The organism is Methylibium sp. Pch-M (genome assembly GCF_004136295.1).
GTDB lineage: Bacteria > Pseudomonadota > Gammaproteobacteria > Burkholderiales > Burkholderiaceae_C > Methylibium > Methylibium petroleiphilum.
In genome coordinates this window covers 2,933,359-2,952,597 of the sequence record NZ_CP029606.1, presented here as the reverse complement: position 1 = coordinate 2,952,597, position 19,239 = coordinate 2,933,359, and the positions used below count along the sequence as shown (strand labels likewise).

The window sequence follows — 19,239 nt, the reverse complement described above, 5'->3', positions numbered from 1 at the left end:
GCGAGCCCTCCGGTAGCGTCAACAGGCCCTAAACTGCCTTCACGGAGAGCCCGCCCTTTGCGCGGGCTCTCGGCATTCGGGAGCCGGAATGAACACCGTGAACTTCGCGCTGTCGGGCCGTGTGACCGTGGTCACCGGCGCCGCTCGAGGCATCGGCGCGGCCTGTGCGGAGCGCTTCGCGCGCGAGGGCGCACCGGTCGCGCTTTGGGACGTGGACGACGAGCGCGGCCAGACGATGGCCGCGCACCTGGCCGCCGCCGGCGTGCAGGCGATCTACCGGCACTGCGACGTGTCGCGCGCCGATCAGGTACAGGCCGCGCACGCCGCCACGCTGGCGGCCTTCGGCCGGATCGACGTGCTGGTCAACAACGCCGGCATCTTCAGGGCGGCCGACTTCCTCGACGTCACCGAGGCCGACTGGGACGCGGTGATCGGCGTCAACCTCAAGGGCGCCTTCCTCGTCGGCCAGGCCTGCGCTCGCACGATGGCGGCCCAGGGCCGTGGCGTCATCGTCAACATGAGCTCGGTCAACGGCCTGATGGCCATCCCCACGATCGCCAGCTACAACGCCAGCAAGGGCGGCATCAACCAGCTCACTCGCGCGATGGCACTGGCGCTGGCCGACCGCGGCGTGCGCGTGAACGCGGTGGCGCCCGGCACGATCGCCACCGAGCTGGCCGCGCAGGCCGTGCTGACCAGCGACGAGGCCCGCCAACGCATCCTCGGGCGCACCCCGTTGAAGCGGCTGGGCGAGCCAGCCGAGATCGCCGATGTGGTGGCCTTCCTGGCCAGCGACGCCGCCAGCTACCTCACCGGCCAGATCGTCTACGCCGATGGCGGCCGGCTTGCGCTGAACTACACGGTTCAGGCCTGAACCGCGGCGGCGGCGCGGGTCGCCGGACGCGGCTCGCGAATCGGCAGGTGCACCAGCGCTGCTCCGACCGCCAGCAGGATGTCGACGATCCAGACGGCATCGTAGGCACCGGTCCACTCGAAGGCCTTGCCGCCGAAATAGGCCCCGAGGAAGCCGCCGAGCTGGTGCGCCAGCATGACGATGCCGAACAGCGTGGCCATGTGAGCCGGCCCGAAGAACTTCGCCACCAGGCCCGCGGTGGGTGGCACGGTGGCCAGGAAGGTGAGACCGATCGCGGCCGAGAACACCAGCATCACCGCCTCGGTCTTCGGTGCGATCAGGAACAGCAGCACGATGACCGCGCGGGACGCATAGAGCATCGCCAGCATCGATTTCATGCGCCAGCGCCCGCCACCGTGGCTCAGTGCCCAGCCCATCGCGACGCTGCCGACGATGTTGAACAGGCCCACCACCGCCAGCGACCACGCCCCGATCGACGGCGGCAGCTGGCAGGCGGCCACCACGCCCGGCAGGTGGGTGGCGATGAAGGCGACGTGGAAGCCGCAGATGAAGAAGCCCGCGCTCAGCAGCCGGTAGCTCGGGTCGGCCAGCGCGCGCCTGACGGCCACGCGGGTGCCTTCCACCGGCGCGCTGCCGGCCGCGGCGAGCTGACGGGCATTGCCGCGCAGCACCCAGGCCGCCGGCAGCGCCAGCAGCACCGCCAGCGCCAGGCCCTGCATCGCCACGGCCCAGCCGGCGATGGCGGTGAGCCCCTGGGCCACCGGCGCGAACACGAACTGACCGAAGGAGCCACCCGCGTTCACGATGCCGGCCGCCAGGCCGCGGCGGGCCGGCTCGATCAGGCGCGTGGTCGCCGCCATCAGCACCGCCGGCCCGGCCATGCCGGCGCCGCCGGCGGCCAACACACCGATCGAGAGGATGAGGCCCGCCGTCGTGTCCATGAAGGGCGTGATCGCGGTGCCCAGCGTGACCAGCAGGACGCCGACGAAGATCACGCGCCCCGCTCCGATGCGGTCGGCCACCATGCCGGCGAAGGGCTGCGTCAGCCCCCACCACAGCTGGCCGCAGGCAAAGGCCAGGCTGATACTTCCGATGCCCAGGCCGGTGTGGGTGTTCAGCGTGCCGAGGAACAGGCCCATCGACTGGCGCACGCCCATCGTCAGCGCGAAGGCGCCGGCCGCGGCCAACAGCACCAGACCGAGGTGTGGCAGCGCACGGGGCTGCGCGACGGCAGCGGCACTTGCGGGCTCAGGCATCGCCGTCATCCTCCTCGGCATCGTCGAGCCGGGCCAGGCAGTCGTCGATCAGCGCATGCAGCGCCACCACCTGCGCCGGACCGAGCCGCGCGTTCAGCGCCAGCTGCGCCTGCTTCCAGGCGCGCTGCGCCTCGGCGCGCTTGGCCTGCCCGGACTCGGTGGCCTCGACGAGCCGGCTGCGCGCATCGTCGCCCGGCCCGAGCGCCACCCAGCCCTGCGCCAGCAACGGCTGCAGGTTGCGCGTCAGCGTCGAGGCATCCAGGCGCATATGGCGGGCCAGGTCGCCGGGCCGGATCGGTCCCAGCCGGACCACGTGCGACAGCAGCGAGTACTGCGTGTTCTTCAGCCCGAGCGGCGCCACGTAGGCGTCGTAGTGGCGCGTCACGGCGCGACTGAGCTGCCGCAGCTTCAGGTTGGTGCAGCCCTGCGGGGCTGCGACTGCCGGACGTGAGGGTGGAGGAGGCGTCATGATTTTATTGTAGCTACAATTATTGTATCTGCAATAAAATGCACGACACCATGCATCCAACACCCTCCAACGACGACGACGCGGCCACCCTGGCGCGCTGGCAGGCCGACGAAGCCACCGTCCGCGAACGCAACCCGCGCTACGGCCTGAGCCGGCCGGAACAGGTGGCACCGCTGAGCGGCCAGCAGTTCTTCGACGCCGTGTTCGCTGGCGAGCTGCCGCTGGCACCGATCTTCGAGACCCTGGACTTCGTGCCCATCCACATGACGCGCGGCGTGGCGGTGTTCCAGGGCCGGCCGCTGGCGCGCCACTACAACCCCATGGGCACGGTGCATGGCGGCTGGTTCGCCACGCTGCTCGACTCGGCCGTGGCCTGCGCAGTGCACACGGCGCTGCCGGCCGGCAAGATCTACACGACGGTGGAGCTGAAGATCAGCCTGGTGAAGGCGCTGACCGCGAAGGTACCGCTGGTACGCGCCGAGGGCCGGCTGATCCATCTGGGCCGCAGCCTGGGCACTGCCGACGGCCGCCTGGTCGGCCCCGACGGCACGCTGTACGCTCACGCCTCGACCACCTGCTTCGTCCTCGACCGGCCCCCTTCCCCATGAGACTGCTCCACACCATGCTGCGCGTCGGCGACCTGCCGCGCTCGATCGACTTCTACACCCAGGTGCTCGGCATGACGCTGCTGCGCACCACCGAGCGACCGGCGCAGAAGTACAGCCTCGCCTTCCTCGGTTACGGCAGCAACCCCGAGCACGCCGAGATCGAGCTCACGTACAACCACGGCGTCGACCGCTACGAACTCGGCACCGCCTATGGTCACCTCGCGATCGGCGTGCCCGACGTGGCGGCCACCTGCGCCGCGGTGCGCGCGAAGGCGCAGGCGCTCGGCGGCGCCATCACCCGCGAGCCCGGTCCGGTACAGGGCGGCAGCACGGTGATCGCCTTCATCACCGATCCCGACGGCTACAAGATCGAACTGATCGAACGCGCGTAAATTGGCCGGCTTCGGCGTGGTTTTTCCCGCGATCCGCCGGCCCACCGGCGCTTGACAGGAGCGGGCTTCAGGCGGCAATCTTGTTGCCGTGCAGCAAGCCCTGGATTACGACCCCGAGCCCGCCTCCTGCGCCGTCGAATCCGGCGTCGCTTCGGTCGTGCCGCTGCGCGATCCCCAACAGATGCTCGAACGCACGCTGGCCGAGCGGCCGGCGCGGCGCGACCTCTGGATCTTCGGCTACGCATCGTTGATCTGGCGCCCGGAATTCGAGGCCGCCGAACAGCGGCTGGCCCGCGTGCACGGCCAGCACCGTGCCTTCCGCATGCGCTCGCGCATCAACCGCGGCACACCGGAACGCCCCGGTCTCGTGTGCGCCCTGGTACCGGGCGGCTCCTGCTCCGGCATGGTCTACCGGCTCGAGCCGTCGCGGGCCGACGCGGAACTGCGCCGCCTGTGGGACCGTGAGATGTTCTCCGGCGTCTACGACCCGAAATGGCTGCAGTGCCAGACCGCCCATGGTCAGGTCACGGCGCTGGCCTTCACCCTCAGCAAGCGCAGCCCCAACTACATCGGCGAGCTGGATGACGACACGCTGATCGGCATCCTGCGCCATGCGCGCGGCCGCTTCGGCAGCACGCTCGACTACCTGGTCGAGACGGCGGCCTGCCTGCGTCGCTGCGGTATCCGCGACCTCGCGATCGAGCGACAGGTGGCGCTGGCGCAGCGCGCCGGGCTCACGGCCTAGTCCGGCCCGCGCCACCGCCAGGCAAGCCTGCGGGTCGGACGCAGGCCGAAGGTGCATCATCGTGGCCCCGCAGGCACCGCCGGCCCCACCGGCCCGTTTCCGATGCAACACGATCCCGCGATCGACGACGGCTCTCCGGCCCAAGCGCCGCCTGCGACGGTGAGCCCTGCCATTGCACGACCGGTGCCGCTGCACATGCCGATCGGCGTACGCAGCCTCTCGCTGGCCGTGCTGGCGGTGCTGGCCTGCCTGGTCGCGCTGCGTTGGGCCAGCGCGGTGTTCATCCCGCTGTTGCTGGGGCTGATGTTCAGCTACGCGCTGTCGCCGATCGTCGATCGGATGGTGCGTTGGCGCATTCCGCGCTCGCTGGCCGCGGCGGTGCTGCTGCTGGCCATCCTGGCCGGCGTGGGCAGCACCGCCTACTCGCTCGGCGACGACGCCAGCGAGCTGATCGAGAGCCTGCCGGCCGCCGCCCAGAAGCTGCGCCAGGCCGTGAGGGCGGCTCGCAACGAGCCGACCAGCAAGATGGAGACGATGCAGAAGGCCGTCACCCAGCTCGAGCAGGCCGCCGAGGAGGCCGCCGCCTCGGCGGCGGGCCAGCGCGGCGTGCAACGGGTGCAGATCGAGCCTCGCAAATTCAGCATCCGGGACTACCTGTGGAGCAGCACGCTGGGCCTGGCCTGGCTGATCGGGCAGGCCACCGTCGTCTGCTTCATCACCTACTTCCTGATCGCCTCGGGCAACAGCTTTCGCCGCAAGATGGTGAAGATCGCGGGCCCGACCTTCGCGCAGCGACGCGTCACGGTGGAGGCACTGGACGAGATCACCGAGCAGATCCAGCGCTACCTCCTGGTGCAATTGCTCATCAGCGCCCTGGTCGGCGTGGCGACCTGGCTCGCCTTCCTCTGGATCGGCCTGGAGCACGCCGCCGTCTGGGGCATCGTGGCCGCGGTGCTGAACCTCGTGCCCTACATCGGCTCGATCGCGGTCACCGTCGGCTCGGCCCTGGTCGCCTTCCTGCAGTTCGGCACGCTCGACATGGCGCTGGTGGTGGGCGGCGTTTCGCTGGTGCTCCACTGCATCAGCGGCTACCTGATCACGCCCTGGCTGACCAGCCGCACCAGCCGCATGAGCCCGGTGGTGGTGTTCGTGGGCGTGCTGGCCTGGGGCTGGCTGTGGGGCATCTGGGGGCTGCTGCTCGGCGTGCCGATCCTGATGGCCGTCAAGGCCGTGTGCGACCGCGTCGAGGACCTCAAGCCGCTGGGAGAGCTGCTGGGCGACTAGTCGCGACCGCGCACGCGGCGGTGACCACGTGGTCAGTCCACCGCGGCTTCGCCGGCGTGCGCAGCGTGCAGACTGCGCAGCCTCTCCAGATCCTGCTCGGTGTCCACGTCGAGCAGCACGCCGCCGTCAGGCACCTCGACGCCGAAAGCCGGATAGCGCGCCACCAGCCGCCGCGCGCCCTCGTCGCCGCTGAGCCGCGCCAGTTCGGAGTACAGCTCGGCGGCGAACGCCACCGGATGGCCGCGCCGCCCGCGGTGCTGGGCATACACCACCGGGTGGTGCGGCATCGCGGCCGCCACGGCGCGCAGGGTGGCGGGCTGCACCAGCGGCATGTCACCGGGCAGCACCATCCAGCCGCTGGCATTCGAACGGGCCGTGACGCCAGCGGCGATCGAGTCCCCCATGCCGAACGGCTGTTCGTCGCCGCTGCCCGGCAGCACGACCACATCGCGTGCCGCAATGGTGGCGGTGACGCGAGCGTGCAGCGCCTCGGTCGTCACCACGACCACTGGCAGGCGGCTCTGGATCACGTGCGCGAGCGTCGTCTCGAGCACCGTCGAGTCGCCGAACGGCTGCTCGAGCTTGTGAGCACGCGCGCTGCGCCCGCTGCGGAAGCGCACGCCGCGCCCTGCCGCCAACACCACCACCACCGGCCCTTGTCGCACCGACATCCCCCCAGCTTGCGTTTTGCCGTCGCCAGCATTGGCGCGGTCTGTGCTGCGATCAAACCGCGACCCCGTGCAATCCGGAAGTGGGAGCTCTACCTAAGGCCTCACCCGCGGCCGGCGCGCCAGAGTGCTCCACCCGCCGCGTCTCGGCGCTCCACGGCCGGCCAACCCGGGGGCTAACCCGGACGCTTGAACGCCCACCCAGAAGGTGATCGGCCTTGCGTGCTGCTGGTCAGGCCAGCGCCTCGAACGGCAGCTTGCGCAAGCGCTTGCCGGTCAGAGCCGCGACGGCGTTGGCCACCGCCGGCGCGATCGGCGGCACGCCGGGCTCGCCCAGGCCGGTGGGCGGGTCGTTGCTCGGCACGAAATGCACCGCCACCGGCGGCGCATCGGTGATGCGCGGTGGTGCGAAGTCACTGAACTGGCTCTGCTCCACGACACCGTCCTTCAGCGTGATCGCGAAGCCCGGCTGGATCATCGACAGCCCGAATACAGCGCCGCCCTGGATCTGCGCCTCGGCCGCCGTCGGATTGACCACCTGGTTGGCATGTACGCCGGCCGTGACCGCATGCACCTTCGGTCGGCCCTCAGCGATGGACACGTCGACCACGTAGGCCACCACCGAGCCGAAGGACTCGTGCACCGCCACGCCCCAGGCATGGCCAGCCGGCAGGGACTTGCCGTAGCCCGACCGCTCGACCGCGAGCTTCAGGGCCGCCACGTGGCGTGCATGCTTCTTCGGATCGAGCTTCGCGAGCCGCCAGGCCACCGGGTCCTGGCCCGCTGCACGCGCCACCTCGTCGGCCAGCGTCTCCATCACGAAGCCGGTGTGGGTGTGGCCGACCGAGCGCCACCACAGCACCGGCACCGCGACGTCCGGGTGCGTGACGCGCAGTCGCATCGGCATCCCATAGGTGTTCTCGACCACGCCCTCGGTCATCGTGTGGTCGATGCCATCCTTGACCAGGAAGGACTCGAACGGCGTGCCCTTCACCAGCGACTGGCCGACGATCACGTGGTCCCAGCCCTGCACCTGCCCCTGCGCGTCAAGCGCGATGTCGACACGGTGCAGGTGAGCCGGCCGGTAGTAACCGCCCTTGATGTCGTCCTCGCGGCTCCACATCACCATCAACGGCGATTTCGGATCCTTGGCGTGCCAGGCCTTGGCGATGCCGGCGGCCTCGCGCAGGTAGTCCGAGCTCGGGACCGCGCGCCGCCCGAAGCCGCCGCCGGCCGGCAGCGTGTTCAGCGTCACCTGCTCGGGCTTCAGGCCCAGCGTCTGCGCGATCGCCATCTGGTCGACGGTCTGGAACTGCGTGCCGGCCCACACGGTGGCGCGATCGGCCTTCAATTCGAAGGTCGCGTTCAGCGGCTCCATCGGCGCGTGTGCGAGGTAGGGAAACTCGTATTCGGCGCTGATCTTCTTCGGCGCCGCCTTCGCGGCGGCCTCGATCGCCGCGCCGTCACCGGCGAGAGCCGTGTGCTTCGGCGCCTTGGCCTCGTCGCGGTACTGGGCCAGCAGCTTGTCGCTGCTGACCGTGCCGCCGACACCGGCCTTCCATTTCACCTGCAACGCCTCGCGGCCCTGCTTGGCAGGCCAGTAGCCGTCGGCGATGACGGCCAGCCCACTGCCGCCGCGGTCGGTCGGCACCTGGAACACATCGATCACGCCCTTGATCGCCTTCGCCTTGCTCGCGTCGAAGCTCTCGACCTGGCCCCCGAAGGTCGGCGCCCGCTGCAGCAGCGCGACCTTCATGCCCGGCAGACGGTGGTCGATGCCGTAGCGCTTCTTGCCCGACACGGAGGCGACCGCGTCGATGCGGCCCTTGCCATGGCCGATGATGCGGTAGTCGGCCGGCGCCTTCAGCGCCACGCTCGACGGCACCGGCTGCTTCGCCGCTGCGGCAGCCAGCGAGGCGTAAGTCGCCCGCTTGCGGCCATGGCGCACCACGCCGGCCTCGGTGCTGCAGGCCTCGGCGGGCACCTTCCACTGCGCGGCGGCCGCTGCGACCAGCATCATGCGGGTGACCGCGCCGACCTGACGGTACTGCAGCCAGGAGTTCGGTACCGCGCTGGAGCCGCCGGTCATCTGGATGCCGAACAGCGGATCCTTGTAGGCCTCGCCCGCCGGCGCGAGGCTGGCGCGCACCTGCTTCCAGTCGACGTCGAGCTCCTCGGCTACCAGCATCGGCAGCGCGGTCAGCGCGCCCTGGCCGAAGTCGAGCCGGTTGACGCGGATCTCCACCGTGTTGTCGGGATGGATCTTGATGAAGGGGCTGGGGTCGACCGGCTTCTTCGGCACAGCGGGTGCGCCCTCCTCGGCCGCCAGCGCGGCCGGTGCCGACCAGGTGACGGCCAGCCCGCCGCCCCCGAGCGCGCTGAGCTTGAGGAAGCCACGGCGGTCGAAATCGCCGGCGCGGCTGTCGGTGAGGGTGTCGGGGGCCGGCGACTGGCCAGCGAGGCGTTTGGCGACAAGTGCGAAGTCCATCGGGGCGTCCTCAGGCGATGCGCTTCGCGGCGTCATGAATGGCGGCGCGGATGCGTTGGTAGGTGCCGCAGCGGCAGATGTTGCCGGCCATCGCGGCGTCGATGTCGGCGTCGCTCGGCGCCTTGTTGCTCTTCAGCAGACCGGTCGCGCTCATGATCTGGCCGCTCTGGCAGTAACCGCACTGGGCGACGTCGTGCTCGATCCAGGCCGCTTGCACCGCCTTGCCAACCTTGTCGTTGCCGACGGCCTCGATCGTCGTGACCTTCTTGCCCGCGACCATCGACACCGGCGTGATGCACGAGCGCGTGGGCTGCCCGTCCACGTGAACGGTGCAGGCGCCGCAGGCGGCGATGCCGCAGCCGAACTTGGTGCCCGTCATCGCCAGGTCGTCGCGCAAGGTCCACAGCAAGGGGGTGGCCGGGTCGACATCGACGCTGGTCGCCTTGCCGTTCAGTGTGAAGCGCGTGCTCATGGTTTCTCCCGATTCTGGAAGTCACGGACTGTGCTCCGTGATGCCGGACGCATCGCGGCGGTGCGCGGAATCCTGACCGAAAGCCAAGGCCAAGTTGGCCTTCCACCAGCCGCCTACACTTTTGTGCATGCGACCCGACATTGCCGACCTCCGCAAAAGCTACGAACAGGGTGAACTCGACGAAGCCCATTCGGCCGCCGACCCGCTGCAGCAGTTCGAGCAGTGGCTCGATCAGGCGCTGAAGGCCGAGTTGCCCGAGCCCAACGCGATGACGCTCGCCACGGTCGGCGCCGACGGCCGCCCGTCGACGCGCGTCGTGCTGATCAAGGGCTGCGATGCGCGCGGCATCGTCTGGTACACCAACTACGAGAGCCGCAAGGGCCGCGAACTGGCCGCACACCCGTTCGCTGCGCTGCAGTTCCACTGGGTCGATCTCGAGCGCGTGGTGCGCATCGAAGGCCGGGTCGAGAAGGTCAGCGACGCCGAGTCGGACGCCTACTACCGCTCCCGGCCCCTCGACTCGCGCCTCGGCGCCTGGGCTTCGCCGCAGAGCCAGGTGATCGCGTCGCGGGCGGTGCTGGTGGCCAACGCGGCGAAGGTCGGCGCGCAATTTCTGCTGAACCCGCCGCGCCCACCGCACTGGGGCGGCTTCCGGCTGCGGCCGGACCGCTGGGAGTTCTGGCAGGGCCGCAAGAGCCGGCTGCACGACCGGCTGCGCTACACGCAGCAGCCCGAGGGGGGCTGGCTGCGCGAGCGCCTGGCGCCGTAGCGCCAGGCACACATCAGAACGCGACGCGCAGGCCGGCGCTGAGGCTGCGCCCCGGCAACGGCGCCAGATCGCGCACTGTCGCCACCGAGCCGGCGTTGTAGGCCAGCCGGTCGGACAGGTTGTCGAGCTTGACGAAGAACAGCGCGTCGTTGCCGTCCCAGGCCAGCCGCTTGCTGAGGGCCAGGTTGATCAGCGTGTAGCCGGCGGTGGGCTCGTCGTCATCCGGCACGCGGTCCTGCTTCTGCGCGCGCACCACCTCGCCGCGCAGCGTCCAGCCCTCGAGCCCATAGGCCGCGCCGAGCTTGACGCGCAGCGGCGCGATGCGCGGCAGGGGCTCGCCGGTGCTGCGGTTGGTGGCCCGCACCGCATCGAGCTGCGCCTCTAGGTCGACCGTCCGGGCGCCTTCCAGCACGCGCCAGGCGCCTTCCAGCTCGAAGCCGCTGAGCCGCGCCTTGACGCCCTGGAAGGCGTAGACCGGGAAGGCCTCGCCCTCGTCATTGACGAAGTCCGGCTCCCCCGTGCGCAGCAGCGCGATGTAGTTCGAGAAGTTGCTGACGAAGGCGCCGGCCCGCAGCCGGTCGTGCCCGGATTTCCATTCCAGCGCCACGTCGAGGTTGCTGCCCTTCTCCTTGCCCAGTTCCGCATCGCCGCGCTCGAAGGCGGCGGTGGCGATGTGCACGCCGTTGGCGAACAGCTCGTAGTTGGTCGGCGCGCGCTCGGTGTAGGCGAGGTTGCCGTTGAGCTGCCAGCCGCTGCCGAACGCCGGGGCCAGGTCCCACACGCCGCCGACGGCCGCGCTGCCGGCCGTGTAGCGGCGGCTCTGCGGGTCGCCGAACTTCGGGTCGGCGGCGCCCGCATCGCCTTCGGACTCGATGCGATGGCGCTCGACCCGCGCGCCGAAGCTGAGGCGCGACGCCCCCTGCAACTTCAGTTCCTCGTGCGCGAACAGCGCGAGCTGATCGCTGGTCGTGCTGGGTACGAAGGCCTCTTCGCCCAGCGCCTCGAACTTCGCGTGCTCCGCCTGAAGGCCGAACACGCCCTTCAGGTCGCCGAGCGGCGCGTGCTCGAACTCCAGCCGACCGTCGCTGCCCTTGTTCTTGAAGGTAGTGCCAACCTCGCCGGTGCCTTCGACCTCCTGGTGCTGGTAGTCGGTGGCCTGCAGGCGCGCGCGCACGCTGCGGATCGGGCCGCCGAGGTCGCGCCACTCGCCGGCCAGCGCGAGCTTGTCGCGCCGCATGCGGATCAGCACGTCGTCCTCGGCCACGATGCCGTAGTCGTTGCGGTAGGTGTCGACCGACGCGCCCAGGTAACCGTGGTCCCACTGCATCGACGCCCCGAGGGCACCGCCCTTGGCATCGCTGGCCGAGTTGACGATGCGGTCACGCCGCTCGGTACCGCCGCCGTCGACGGGGCGGTCGAAATCGGGCACGCGCAGGTCATCGGTCTTGCGTGCGAACACGTCGGCGTGGATCGCCAGGCCGTTGCCGCCGGCCTCGACCAGCGCGCCGGCCGAGCGCTCGCGGGCCGCGCCGCCGCCGCGCAGCTCGAGCGCACCGCCCACGCCGTCGATCGCGGCCTTGGGGATGCGGTTGTCGATCGCATTGACCACGCCACCGACCGCACTCCCGCCGTACAACAGTGCGGCCGGGCCGCGCAGCACCTCGAGCCGTTCGACCACCAGCGGATCGATCGGCACCGCGTGGTCGAAGCTCAGCGCCGAGGCATCGAGCGTGGCGCCGGCATTGCTGAGCACGCGGATGCGGTCGCCGTCCTGGCCGCGGATCACCGGCCGGTTGGCGTTGGGGCCGAAGTAGCTGGACGACACGCCGGGCAGGCCCGACAGCGTTTCACCCAGGCTGCTGCCGCGCCGGAGCACGAGGCCCGGGCCAGCGAGCACGCTGTTGGGGGTGGCGATGCCGTCGCTGTCGAGCGGGTTGCCGGTGACGACGACCGGCGGCAGCGTCGTGTCCGCCGGCGGCGCGGTCTGCGCCAGCGCCAGCAGTGGCGTACCGAGCAACGGAAGAAAGGCGGCGCGGAGCGCCTGGGAGAGGGAGGTGGGTGACGAGCGCATGCGTAGGCCCGCGAGACGCGGGCTCCATTCAGGAAGACGGGAATGAACAGCGCCGGCGCGGACCGCAGCCCGAACCGAAGCGCCGATGACGCAGGACCGTTCTCAGCGGCCACGGCCGCGGACGGAATCCCTGCGAACAATCGATCAGGCGATCGTCGGCGGCGGCGCGCGGGCGCGGTAGGCGAGCCGGACGGTGCCCGAGGGCAGCGTCGGCACCGGTGCCGCGAGACGGCACGGCGGCAGCGCCGGTACGGCATCGACGCCGCTGGCAGAGGCGGCATCGCCCAGCGAGAGCTGGTCGTAGAGATGACAGGCCGGCGTGCCGCGCTCGTGGCCGAACAGCGCCTCGATGCCATGCGCCGCGAACTCCCCGCCGTGCGCTCTGACTTGCACCGACGCGACGGCGAGTGCGGCGCCCGAGCCGGGCACCGCCCCGTGCACGCTGCGGTGCGCCAGCCCCAGCGCCTGGGCCCACAGCAGCGACGCGCACAGCAGCACGCCGAGCCAGAGGCGCGGGGCGGCAGGTGAACGGCGAGCGCGGACTTTCACGGAGGCAAGGAGCCGGAGCAGCGAAGACCCGTCAGTATGCGGCAGGCACCCCGGATCAAACCTTGCGGCGCGACGCGAAGGTCTTGCGGAACTTCTCCACCTTGGGCGCCACCACGAAGGCGCAGTAGCCCTGCCCCGGATGCTGGACGAAGTAGTTCTGGTGATAGGCCTCGGCCGGCCAGTAGTTGAGCTCCGGCTTCACCTCCGTCACCACCTTGCCGCGCACGCCGCCGCTGGCCTGCAGCTCGGCAATGACCTCGTGCGCGATGCGCGCCTGCTCGTCGCTGTGCGTGTAGATGCCCGAGCGGTACTGCGTGCCGACGTCGTTGCCCTGGCGGTTGGGCGTGGTCGGGTCGTGCACGACGAAGAAGATCTCGAGCAGCTCGCGGAAGCCGATGCGCTGCGGATCGAACTGCACGCGGATCACCTCGGCGTGGCCGGTCTCGCCGCTGCAGACCTGCTCGTAGCTGGGGTCGTTCAGGTGGCCGTTGCTGTAGCCGGACTCGACGGTGACGACGCCGTCGACCTCCTGGAACACGGCCTCGGTGCACCAGAAGCAGCCACCGCCCAGTGTGGCGGTCTCGAGATTCGCGGAGGTGTTCATCGCAGGACTTCCTTGCAGGTCGGCAGGCTCCGGGGCGGAGCACGGTGGAACGGCGGGGCGACGCGTGACAAATGCCCGAACCGCAGCACTAAGACAAATCCCGGCCATCATGCCGCAGAGCGGTGCGGCCCCGGCTCTCCACAATGCGTCGTCCCGACCGACGACAACTTACATGACCGGACTCGAACCCTTCAAGCCTCTGCTCACCGCGCTGGCGCTGCCACCGGTGCCCTGGCTGCTGCTGATGCTGCTCGGTGGACGCCTGATGCTCTGGCGCCCGCGCGTCGGCATGTTGCTGTTGCTGCTGGGCGCGGCCCTCATCTGGCTGAGCGCCTGCCAGGGCAGCGCCCATTGGCTGCAGTCGACCCTGCTGCCGGCTCCGCCGCCTCTGAGCGACGCTGATGTCAGCGGCCTGAAGCCGCCCAAGGCCGAGCCCGCGCCGACGACCGCGATCCTGGTGCTCGGCGGCGGCCGCATCCCGCGCGCACCGGAGTCCGGCACGGCCGACCTGCAACCCACCTCGCTGGAGCGCCTGCGCTATGCGGTGAGGCTGTCGCGCGAGACCGGCCTGCCGCTGGCGTTCAGCGGCGGCCTCGGCTGGGGCCAGCACGACGACGGCGGCCTGTCGGAAGCCGAGATCGCGCAACGCATCGCCGAGCGCGACTTCCTGAGACCGATCAAGTGGGCGGAAACCGCTTCGCGCGACACCCGCGAGAACGCCATCCTGAGCGTCAAGCAGCTGCACGCAGCGGGCATCCGCCACATCGTGCTGGTGACGCACGCCTGGCACATGCCGCGCGCACTGCGCGCCTTCCGGCAGGCCGGCGGCGACTCGGTACAGATCACTGCCGCGCCCATGGGCTACTTCGTGCCGGCCGACCGCGGCGTGCTCGAATGGCTGCCGAGCAGCGCCGGCTTCGGGGAAGTGCGCGCGGTACTGCGCGAGTTGCTGGCGCGCAGCGTCGGCTACTAGATCACCACGCCAAGAAGCAGAAACCCCTCTCCACCATCGCGGCGAGAGGGGTTAGGTGGCAGCACCACCTTTGGAGATCCGGAGGAATAGGGTCCGGGGCTCCTGGTACGCAGAGACTGCGTCCTGAGATTTACCTGCGTTGCAGGCCCCTGAAGACTAGGCGCCCGATGGGCGGGATGCAAACCGCGAGGCTCTATGACCCGGGCGCACCTGATTGCTGCCCGATGGACCGTGGGCTTCCTCAGCGCGAGCCGGCCGCCGGCATCAACGCCTCGACGATGGCCGCCACCCGCTGCTCGACCGCTGCGTCCATCCGGATCGGCCGGCCCCATTCGCGGGCCGTCTCGCCGGGCCACTTGCTGGTGGCGTCCAGTCCCATCTTGCCGCCCAGGCCGGAGACCGGCGAGGCGAAATCGAGGTAGTCGATCGGCGTCTGGTCGACCAGCGTGGTGTCGCGCACCGGGTCCATGCGCGTGGTGATCGCCCAGATCACGTCTTGCCAGCTGCGGATGTCGACGTCGTCGTCGGTGACGACGATGAACTTGGTGTACATGAACTGCCGCAGGAAGCTCCACACACCGAACATCACCCGCTTGGCGTGGCCGGGGTAGCTCTTCCTGATGCTGATGATCGCCATCCGGTAGCTGCAGCCTTCGGGCGGCAGGTAGAAGTCGGTGATCTCCGGAAACTGCTTCTGCAGGAGGGGCACGAACACCTCGTTCAGCGCCACGCCCAGCACGGCCGGCTCGTCGGGCGGCTTGCCGGTGTAGGTGGAGTGGTAGATCGGATCGCGGCGGTGGGTGATCCGGTCGATCTGGAACACCGGGAACCAGTCCTGCTCGTTGTAATAGCCGGTGTGGTCACCGAACGGGCCTTCGAGCGCGTGCAGGTAGCCGCCGCGTTCCTCCAGCGGCACGCCGAGCGCGCTGGCGCCCCGGTACCCCGGCGCCGCGACCGGGATGTGCCCCTCCAGCACGAGCTCGGCGCCGGCCGGGACCTGCAGCTTCACATCGCCCTCGCCCACGCCCGAATCGACCACCTCGGTCCGGCTGCCGCGCAGCAGGCCGGCGAACTGGTACTCGCTCAGGCTGTCGGGCACCGGCGTCACCGCGCCCAGGATCGTGGCCGGGTCGGCGCCCAGTGCCACGGCGATCGGGAAAGGCTGTCCGGGGTGGGCCAGCGCGAAGTCACGGAAGTCGAGCGCCCCGCCGCGGTGGGCGAGCCAGCGCATGATGGTCTGCCGCGGCCCGATGACCTGCTGGCGATAGATGCCCAGGTTCTGACGGCTGCGCGGCGCCGGCACCGACTGCGGTCCGCGCGTGATCACGAGGCCCCAGGTGATCAGCGGCCCCGCGTCGTCCGGCCAGCAGGTCTGCACCGGCAGCGTGGCGAGGTCGACGTCCGCGCCTTCCAGCACCACCTCCTGACAGGGCGCGCTGCGCACGCGCGCGGGCTTCATGTCCCACAGGGCCTTGCCGAGCTGGACCAGTCGACCGGCATCCTTCAGGCCCCTGGGAGGCTCCGGCTCCTTCAGGCTCGCGAGCAGGCGACCGACGTCGCGCAGCTCGGAGGCGTCTGCCGCCCCCATGCCGAGCGCCACCCGGCGCGAGGTGCCGAACAGGTTTGTCAAGACCGGAATTTTGTAACTGACTCGATCCGATACCGGATGTTCGAACAGCAGGGCCGGGCCGGCACGGCGCAAAAGCAAGTCACTGACCGCTGTCATCTCAAGCCGCGTGGAGACTGGCTCCGCGATGCGGCGGACTTCCCCTTGCTGCTCCAGGCCGTTCAAGAACTCGCGCAGATCCCGGTATTTCATACTTAATGGCTATTAAGGATCGGTTTGATAGTCTTGACTGGTTATTTGAAGCCTTCCTACACTCCGGCCCGTTCCCGTGAGGGATAACCCGCCCCGTTGGCGCGGACCCTGAATACAGGGTGGCGCCAATGCGGTGACGGGCGAATTATCGCCGTGGGGTTCGTGCTCGTTGCGAAGCCCAGCGCTCTTTGAAAGGAGAGGCATGACAGCACTCCCGTCCCACCAGTCGCTGCGCCATCTGGCCGCGGCGCTGGGCCGCCCGGTGGCGGTGTTCTTCAAGGATGCAGGCCACGGCCTGCTCGAGGTCTGCCACAACTCGCTCGCGCTGGTGGGCCTGGTGGTGGTGGCCCTGTCGCTGTTCTTCGCCGGCCGTGCCGACCTGCGGCACACGCTGGAAGAGCACGCGCTGGGCTGGCTGCAGAACCGGCAGGTGGCCCGTGTGGAAGCCGACACCTCGCTGGCCGGCCTGGCGGCCGCCCTGGTCGAGCGCGACGCGGTGGCGCGGGCGACCGCGGCCGACCCGAGCAACCTCGACCGCCAACAGGCCGCAGTGGCATCCTGGCTGGCGCGCCGCTACCGCGTCGCGCCGGAACCGGTGAGCCGCCTGGTGCAGGAAGCCTGGCAGGTCGGGCAACGGGCCAAGCTCGACCCGACGCTCATCCTGGCGATCATGGCCATCGAGTCGAGCTTCAATCCGTTCGCCCAGAGCCCGGTCGGCGCGCAGGGCCTGATGCAGGTGATGACCCGCGTTCACGACGACAAGTACGAGGCCTTCGGCGGCAACCACGCGGCCTTCGACCCGGTGACCAACCTGCGCGTCGGCGTGCAGGTGCTGAAGGAATGCATCGCGCGCGCCGGCAGCCTGGAGGGCGGCCTGAAGTACTACGTCGGCGCCGCCAACCTCGCCGACGACGGCGGCTACGCCGGCAAGGTGCTGGCCGAGCAGAGTCACCTCCGCTCCGTGGCGGCAGGCCGCAACGTCGCGGTCACGGCGCCGATCATCGTGGCGCCGACGGCTCTGCCGGTCGCGGCACCCGCAGAGGCCGCCGCATCCGCGGCGCCGGCGGGCGGCGGGGAGCCGTTTCCCGCGGCACCCGCCCAGCAGGTCGCGCTGCGCTGATTGCTTGCCTGCGTTCCGGCACGTCGTTGCCGGAGCTGCCGGCAGGGCTCCGGTAAACTGCCGCGGCAGCGCAACCGGCGATACGGCCCCCGGGGGCCCGAGGTGGATCTCCACCAGGAAGCGCTGCCGGAAGTTCTGCCTGCTGCAGACCCGTTCCGCCGCGCGCCTGGGCAGCCCCCGGCTGCATCCGCCTCCCGGATGCGCTGTACTGGGGTCTTCCTGATCGATGAGAACCGCCACCATGTTCGACCGCCAGCAATCCACCGTCGCGAACGTCGACGCCGAGCTTTGGGCCGCCATCCAGGCAGAGAACCGCCGCCAGGAAGAACACATCGAGCTCATCGCGTCCGAGAACTACGCCAGCCCGGCCGTGATGGCCGCGCAGGGCACCCAGCTGACCAACAAGTACGCCGAGGGCTACCCCGGCAAGCGCTACTACGGCGGCTGCGAGAACGTCGACGTGGTAGAGCAACTGGCGATCGACCGACTCAAGCAGCTGTACGGTGCGACCTTCGCGAACGTGCAGCCCAACTCCGGCTCGCAGGCCAACCAGGGTGCGTTCTTCGCGCTGCTGCAGCCGGGCGACACCATCATGGGCATGAGCCTCGCCGAGGGTGGCCACCTGACGCACGGCATGGCGCTCAACATGAGCGGCAAGTGGTTCAAGGTGGTCAGCTACGGCCTCGACGCCAAGGAAGAGATCGACTACGACGCGATGGAGCGGCTGGCCCACGAGCACAAGCCCAAGCTCATCATCGCCGGGGCGTCGGCCTATGCGCTGCGCATCGACTTCGAGCGCTTCGCCAAGGTGGCCAAGGCGGTGGGGGCCTACTTCATGGTCGACATGGCGCACTACGCCGGCCTGATCGCCGCAGGCGTCTACCCGAACCCGGTGCCGTTCGCCGACGTGGTGACCTCCACCACGCACAAGAGCCTGCGCGGACCGCGCGGCGGGATCATCCTGGCGAACAACGAAGACATCGCGAAGAAGATCAACAGCGCGATCTTCCCCGGCCTGCAGGGCGGGCCGCTGATGCACGTGATCGCGGCCAAGGCGGTGGCGTTCAAGGAGGCGCTGCAGCCCGAGTTCAAGGCCTACCAGCAGCAGGTGGTGAAGAACGCCGACGCGCTGGCGCGCACGCTGACCGAGCGCGGCCTGCGCATCGTGTCGGGCCGCACCGAGAGCCACGTGATGCTGGTCGACCTGCGCCCGAAGGGCCTGACCGGCAAGGAGGCGGAGGCCATCCTCGGCCAGGCCCACATGACCTGCAACAAGAACGGCATCCCGAACGACCCACAGAAGCCGATGGTCACCAGCGGCATCCGCCTGGGCAGTCCGGCGATGACGACGCGCGGTTTCGGAGTGGAACAGGCGGTCCGGACCGCGCACCTGATCGCCGACGTGCTCGACCGGCCGCACGACGAGAGCAACCTGGCCGACGTGCGTGCCAAGGTGGCTCTGCTGACACGCGAGTTCCCGGTCTACCGTTGAGCCTGCCGGCGCCGCGCGGGCTCCCCCCTTGCCGTCCGGCCTGAGCTGAGTGCGCTGCCCCTTCTGCGGCCACGAGGACACCCAGGTCGCCGAGACCCGGGAGTCCGACGAAGGCGACGTGATCCGTCGCCGGCGTCGCTGCCCGTCCTGCGACAAGCGCTTCACGACCTACGAGCGCGCCGAGCTGGCGATGCCGGCGATCGTGAAGAAGGACGGCAGCCGCAGCGAGTTCGACCGCAGCAAGATCCGCGCGTCGATGATGCTGGCGCTGCGCAAGCGGCCGGTGAGCATCGACCAGGTCGAGGCCGCCCTCGGGCGCATCGAGGAGAAGATGCTCGCCACCGCCGCCAACGAGGTGCCGTCCGCGAAGATCGGCGAGATGGTGATGCGTGAATTGAAGAAGCTCGACAAGGTGGCCTACGTGCGCTTCGCGTCGGTGTACCGGAGCTTCGAGGGCGTCGACGAGTTCAGCCGCCTCATCAAGGACATTTGAAGCCCCGCGCCTGTCACAGCCTCTGAGGCAGCGGCGGCAGCGCTTCCCTCCCCGCTTCCCCCGACCGGGCGACGCGCCACCCAGGCCGCGAGC

19 protein-coding genes and 1 riboswitch are annotated in these 19,239 nt (G+C 70.1%); of the genes, 10 read left to right on the top strand and 9 right to left on the bottom strand.

What is annotated here, in order from left to right; all coding sequences use genetic code 11:
- Window positions 1-88 precede the first annotated feature (88 nt).
- Window positions 89-874, top strand: a complete 786-nt coding sequence (locus C1M51_RS14230; RefSeq protein WP_129450737.1) for an SDR family NAD(P)-dependent oxidoreductase — start codon at window positions 89-91, stop codon at window positions 872-874.
- Here the strand turns inward: C1M51_RS14230 and C1M51_RS14225 are convergent.
- Window positions 865-2,130: an MFS transporter gene (locus C1M51_RS14225; RefSeq protein ID WP_129450735.1), complete on the bottom strand. Its 1,266-nt coding sequence runs from the start codon at window positions 2,128-2,130 to the stop codon at window positions 865-867. The two genes, C1M51_RS14230 and C1M51_RS14225, sit on opposite strands and share 10 nt — an antisense overlap.
- A complete protein-coding gene (locus tag C1M51_RS14220) occupies window positions 2,123-2,599 on the bottom strand; it encodes a MarR family winged helix-turn-helix transcriptional regulator (RefSeq protein ID WP_129450733.1) in 477 nt (158 codons plus the stop codon). Before C1M51_RS14220 ends, C1M51_RS14225 begins: the two co-directional genes overlap by 8 nt.
- Window positions 2,600-2,649: 50 nt before the next feature.
- Between C1M51_RS14220 and C1M51_RS14215 the strand changes: the two genes are divergently transcribed.
- From C1M51_RS14215 to C1M51_RS14200, 4 genes are all read left to right on the top strand, one after another.
- A complete protein-coding gene (locus C1M51_RS14215; RefSeq protein ID WP_165349696.1) occupies window positions 2,650-3,207 on the top strand; it encodes a PaaI family thioesterase in 558 nt (185 codons plus the stop codon).
- Entirely contained in the window at window positions 3,204-3,599 is a 396-nt protein-coding gene (gene gloA / locus C1M51_RS14210) for a lactoylglutathione lyase (protein WP_011830507.1), read from the top strand. Before C1M51_RS14215 ends, gloA begins: the two co-directional genes overlap by 4 nt.
- A gap of 88 nt (window positions 3,600-3,687) precedes the next feature.
- Window positions 3,688-4,344, top strand: coding sequence for a gamma-glutamylcyclotransferase (locus C1M51_RS14205; RefSeq protein WP_129450730.1), 657 nt, complete (start codon window positions 3,688-3,690; stop codon window positions 4,342-4,344).
- 102 nt (window positions 4,345-4,446) lie between these two features.
- Window positions 4,447-5,628, top strand: coding sequence for an AI-2E family transporter (locus C1M51_RS14200; protein ID WP_129450728.1), 1,182 nt, complete (start codon window positions 4,447-4,449; stop codon window positions 5,626-5,628).
- A gap of 32 nt (window positions 5,629-5,660) precedes the next feature.
- Here C1M51_RS14200 and C1M51_RS14195 read toward each other — a convergent pair whose 3' ends face one another.
- The 3 genes from C1M51_RS14195 to C1M51_RS14185 all read right to left on the bottom strand — a co-directional run bounded on the left by C1M51_RS14195 (window position 5,661) and on the right by C1M51_RS14185 (window position 9,256).
- Window positions 5,661-6,293 carry an NTP transferase domain-containing protein gene (locus C1M51_RS14195; RefSeq protein ID WP_129452214.1) on the bottom strand — a complete coding sequence of 211 codons (633 nt, stop codon included), beginning with the start codon at window positions 6,291-6,293 and terminating at the stop codon, window positions 5,661-5,663.
- A gap of 235 nt (window positions 6,294-6,528) precedes the next feature.
- The gene (locus C1M51_RS14190; RefSeq protein ID WP_129450726.1) at window positions 6,529-8,784 is read right to left on the bottom strand and encodes a xanthine dehydrogenase family protein molybdopterin-binding subunit; all 2,256 of its coding nucleotides are present in this window, start codon (window positions 8,782-8,784) and stop codon (window positions 6,529-6,531) included.
- 10 nt (window positions 8,785-8,794) lie between these two features.
- Window positions 8,795-9,256 carry a (2Fe-2S)-binding protein gene (locus tag C1M51_RS14185; RefSeq protein ID WP_011830512.1) on the bottom strand — a complete coding sequence of 154 codons (462 nt, stop codon included), beginning with the start codon at window positions 9,254-9,256 and terminating at the stop codon, window positions 8,795-8,797.
- 127 nt (window positions 9,257-9,383) lie between these two features.
- Between C1M51_RS14185 and pdxH the strand changes: the two genes are divergently transcribed.
- Window positions 9,384-10,025, top strand: a complete 642-nt coding sequence (pdxH, locus tag C1M51_RS14180) for a pyridoxamine 5'-phosphate oxidase (protein WP_129450724.1) — start codon at window positions 9,384-9,386, stop codon at window positions 10,023-10,025.
- A gap of 13 nt (window positions 10,026-10,038) precedes the next feature.
- On the opposite strand, the gene C1M51_RS14175 is transcribed toward pdxH, so the two are convergent.
- The 3 genes from C1M51_RS14175 to msrA form a co-directional block, all read right to left on the bottom strand.
- Window positions 10,039-12,096, bottom strand: coding sequence for a TonB-dependent receptor (locus C1M51_RS14175; protein ID WP_129450722.1), 2,058 nt, complete (start codon window positions 12,094-12,096; stop codon window positions 10,039-10,041).
- A gap of 144 nt (window positions 12,097-12,240) precedes the next feature.
- Window positions 12,241-12,645: a hypothetical protein gene (locus tag C1M51_RS14170; RefSeq protein WP_129450713.1), complete on the bottom strand. Its 405-nt coding sequence runs from the start codon at window positions 12,643-12,645 to the stop codon at window positions 12,241-12,243.
- 55 nt (window positions 12,646-12,700) lie between these two features.
- Window positions 12,701-13,249 carry a peptide-methionine (S)-S-oxide reductase MsrA gene (msrA, locus tag C1M51_RS14165; protein WP_129450711.1) on the bottom strand — a complete coding sequence of 183 codons (549 nt, stop codon included), beginning with the start codon at window positions 13,247-13,249 and terminating at the stop codon, window positions 12,701-12,703.
- A gap of 172 nt (window positions 13,250-13,421) precedes the next feature.
- Here msrA and C1M51_RS14160 point away from each other — a divergent pair, with 172 nt between their 5' ends.
- Window positions 13,422-14,222, top strand: coding sequence for a YdcF family protein (locus C1M51_RS14160; protein WP_165349695.1), 801 nt, complete (start codon window positions 13,422-13,424; stop codon window positions 14,220-14,222).
- Window positions 14,223-14,463: 241 nt separating this feature from the next.
- Here C1M51_RS14160 and C1M51_RS14155 read toward each other — a convergent pair whose 3' ends face one another.
- Window positions 14,464-16,041, bottom strand: coding sequence for a UbiD family decarboxylase (locus C1M51_RS14155; RefSeq protein ID WP_129450707.1), 1,578 nt, complete (start codon window positions 16,039-16,041; stop codon window positions 14,464-14,466).
- 202 nt (window positions 16,042-16,243) lie between these two features.
- Between C1M51_RS14155 and C1M51_RS14150 the strand changes: the two genes are divergently transcribed.
- The 3 genes from C1M51_RS14150 to nrdR all read left to right on the top strand — a co-directional run bounded on the left by C1M51_RS14150 (window position 16,244) and on the right by nrdR (window position 19,146).
- Window positions 16,244-17,161, top strand: a complete 918-nt coding sequence (locus tag C1M51_RS14150; protein ID WP_129450705.1) for a lytic transglycosylase domain-containing protein — start codon at window positions 16,244-16,246, stop codon at window positions 17,159-17,161.
- A gap of 60 nt (window positions 17,162-17,221) precedes the next feature.
- A riboswitch (ZMP/ZTP riboswitch) is annotated at window positions 17,222-17,340 on the top strand.
- 62 nt (window positions 17,341-17,402) lie between these two features.
- A complete protein-coding gene (gene glyA, locus C1M51_RS14145) occupies window positions 17,403-18,653 on the top strand; it encodes a serine hydroxymethyltransferase (RefSeq protein WP_129452213.1) in 1,251 nt (416 codons plus the stop codon).
- Between the two features lie 49 nt (window positions 18,654-18,702).
- Window positions 18,703-19,146, top strand: a complete 444-nt coding sequence (nrdR, locus tag C1M51_RS14140) for a transcriptional regulator NrdR (protein WP_011830521.1) — start codon at window positions 18,703-18,705, stop codon at window positions 19,144-19,146.
- Window positions 19,147-19,239: the final 93 nt, after the last annotated feature.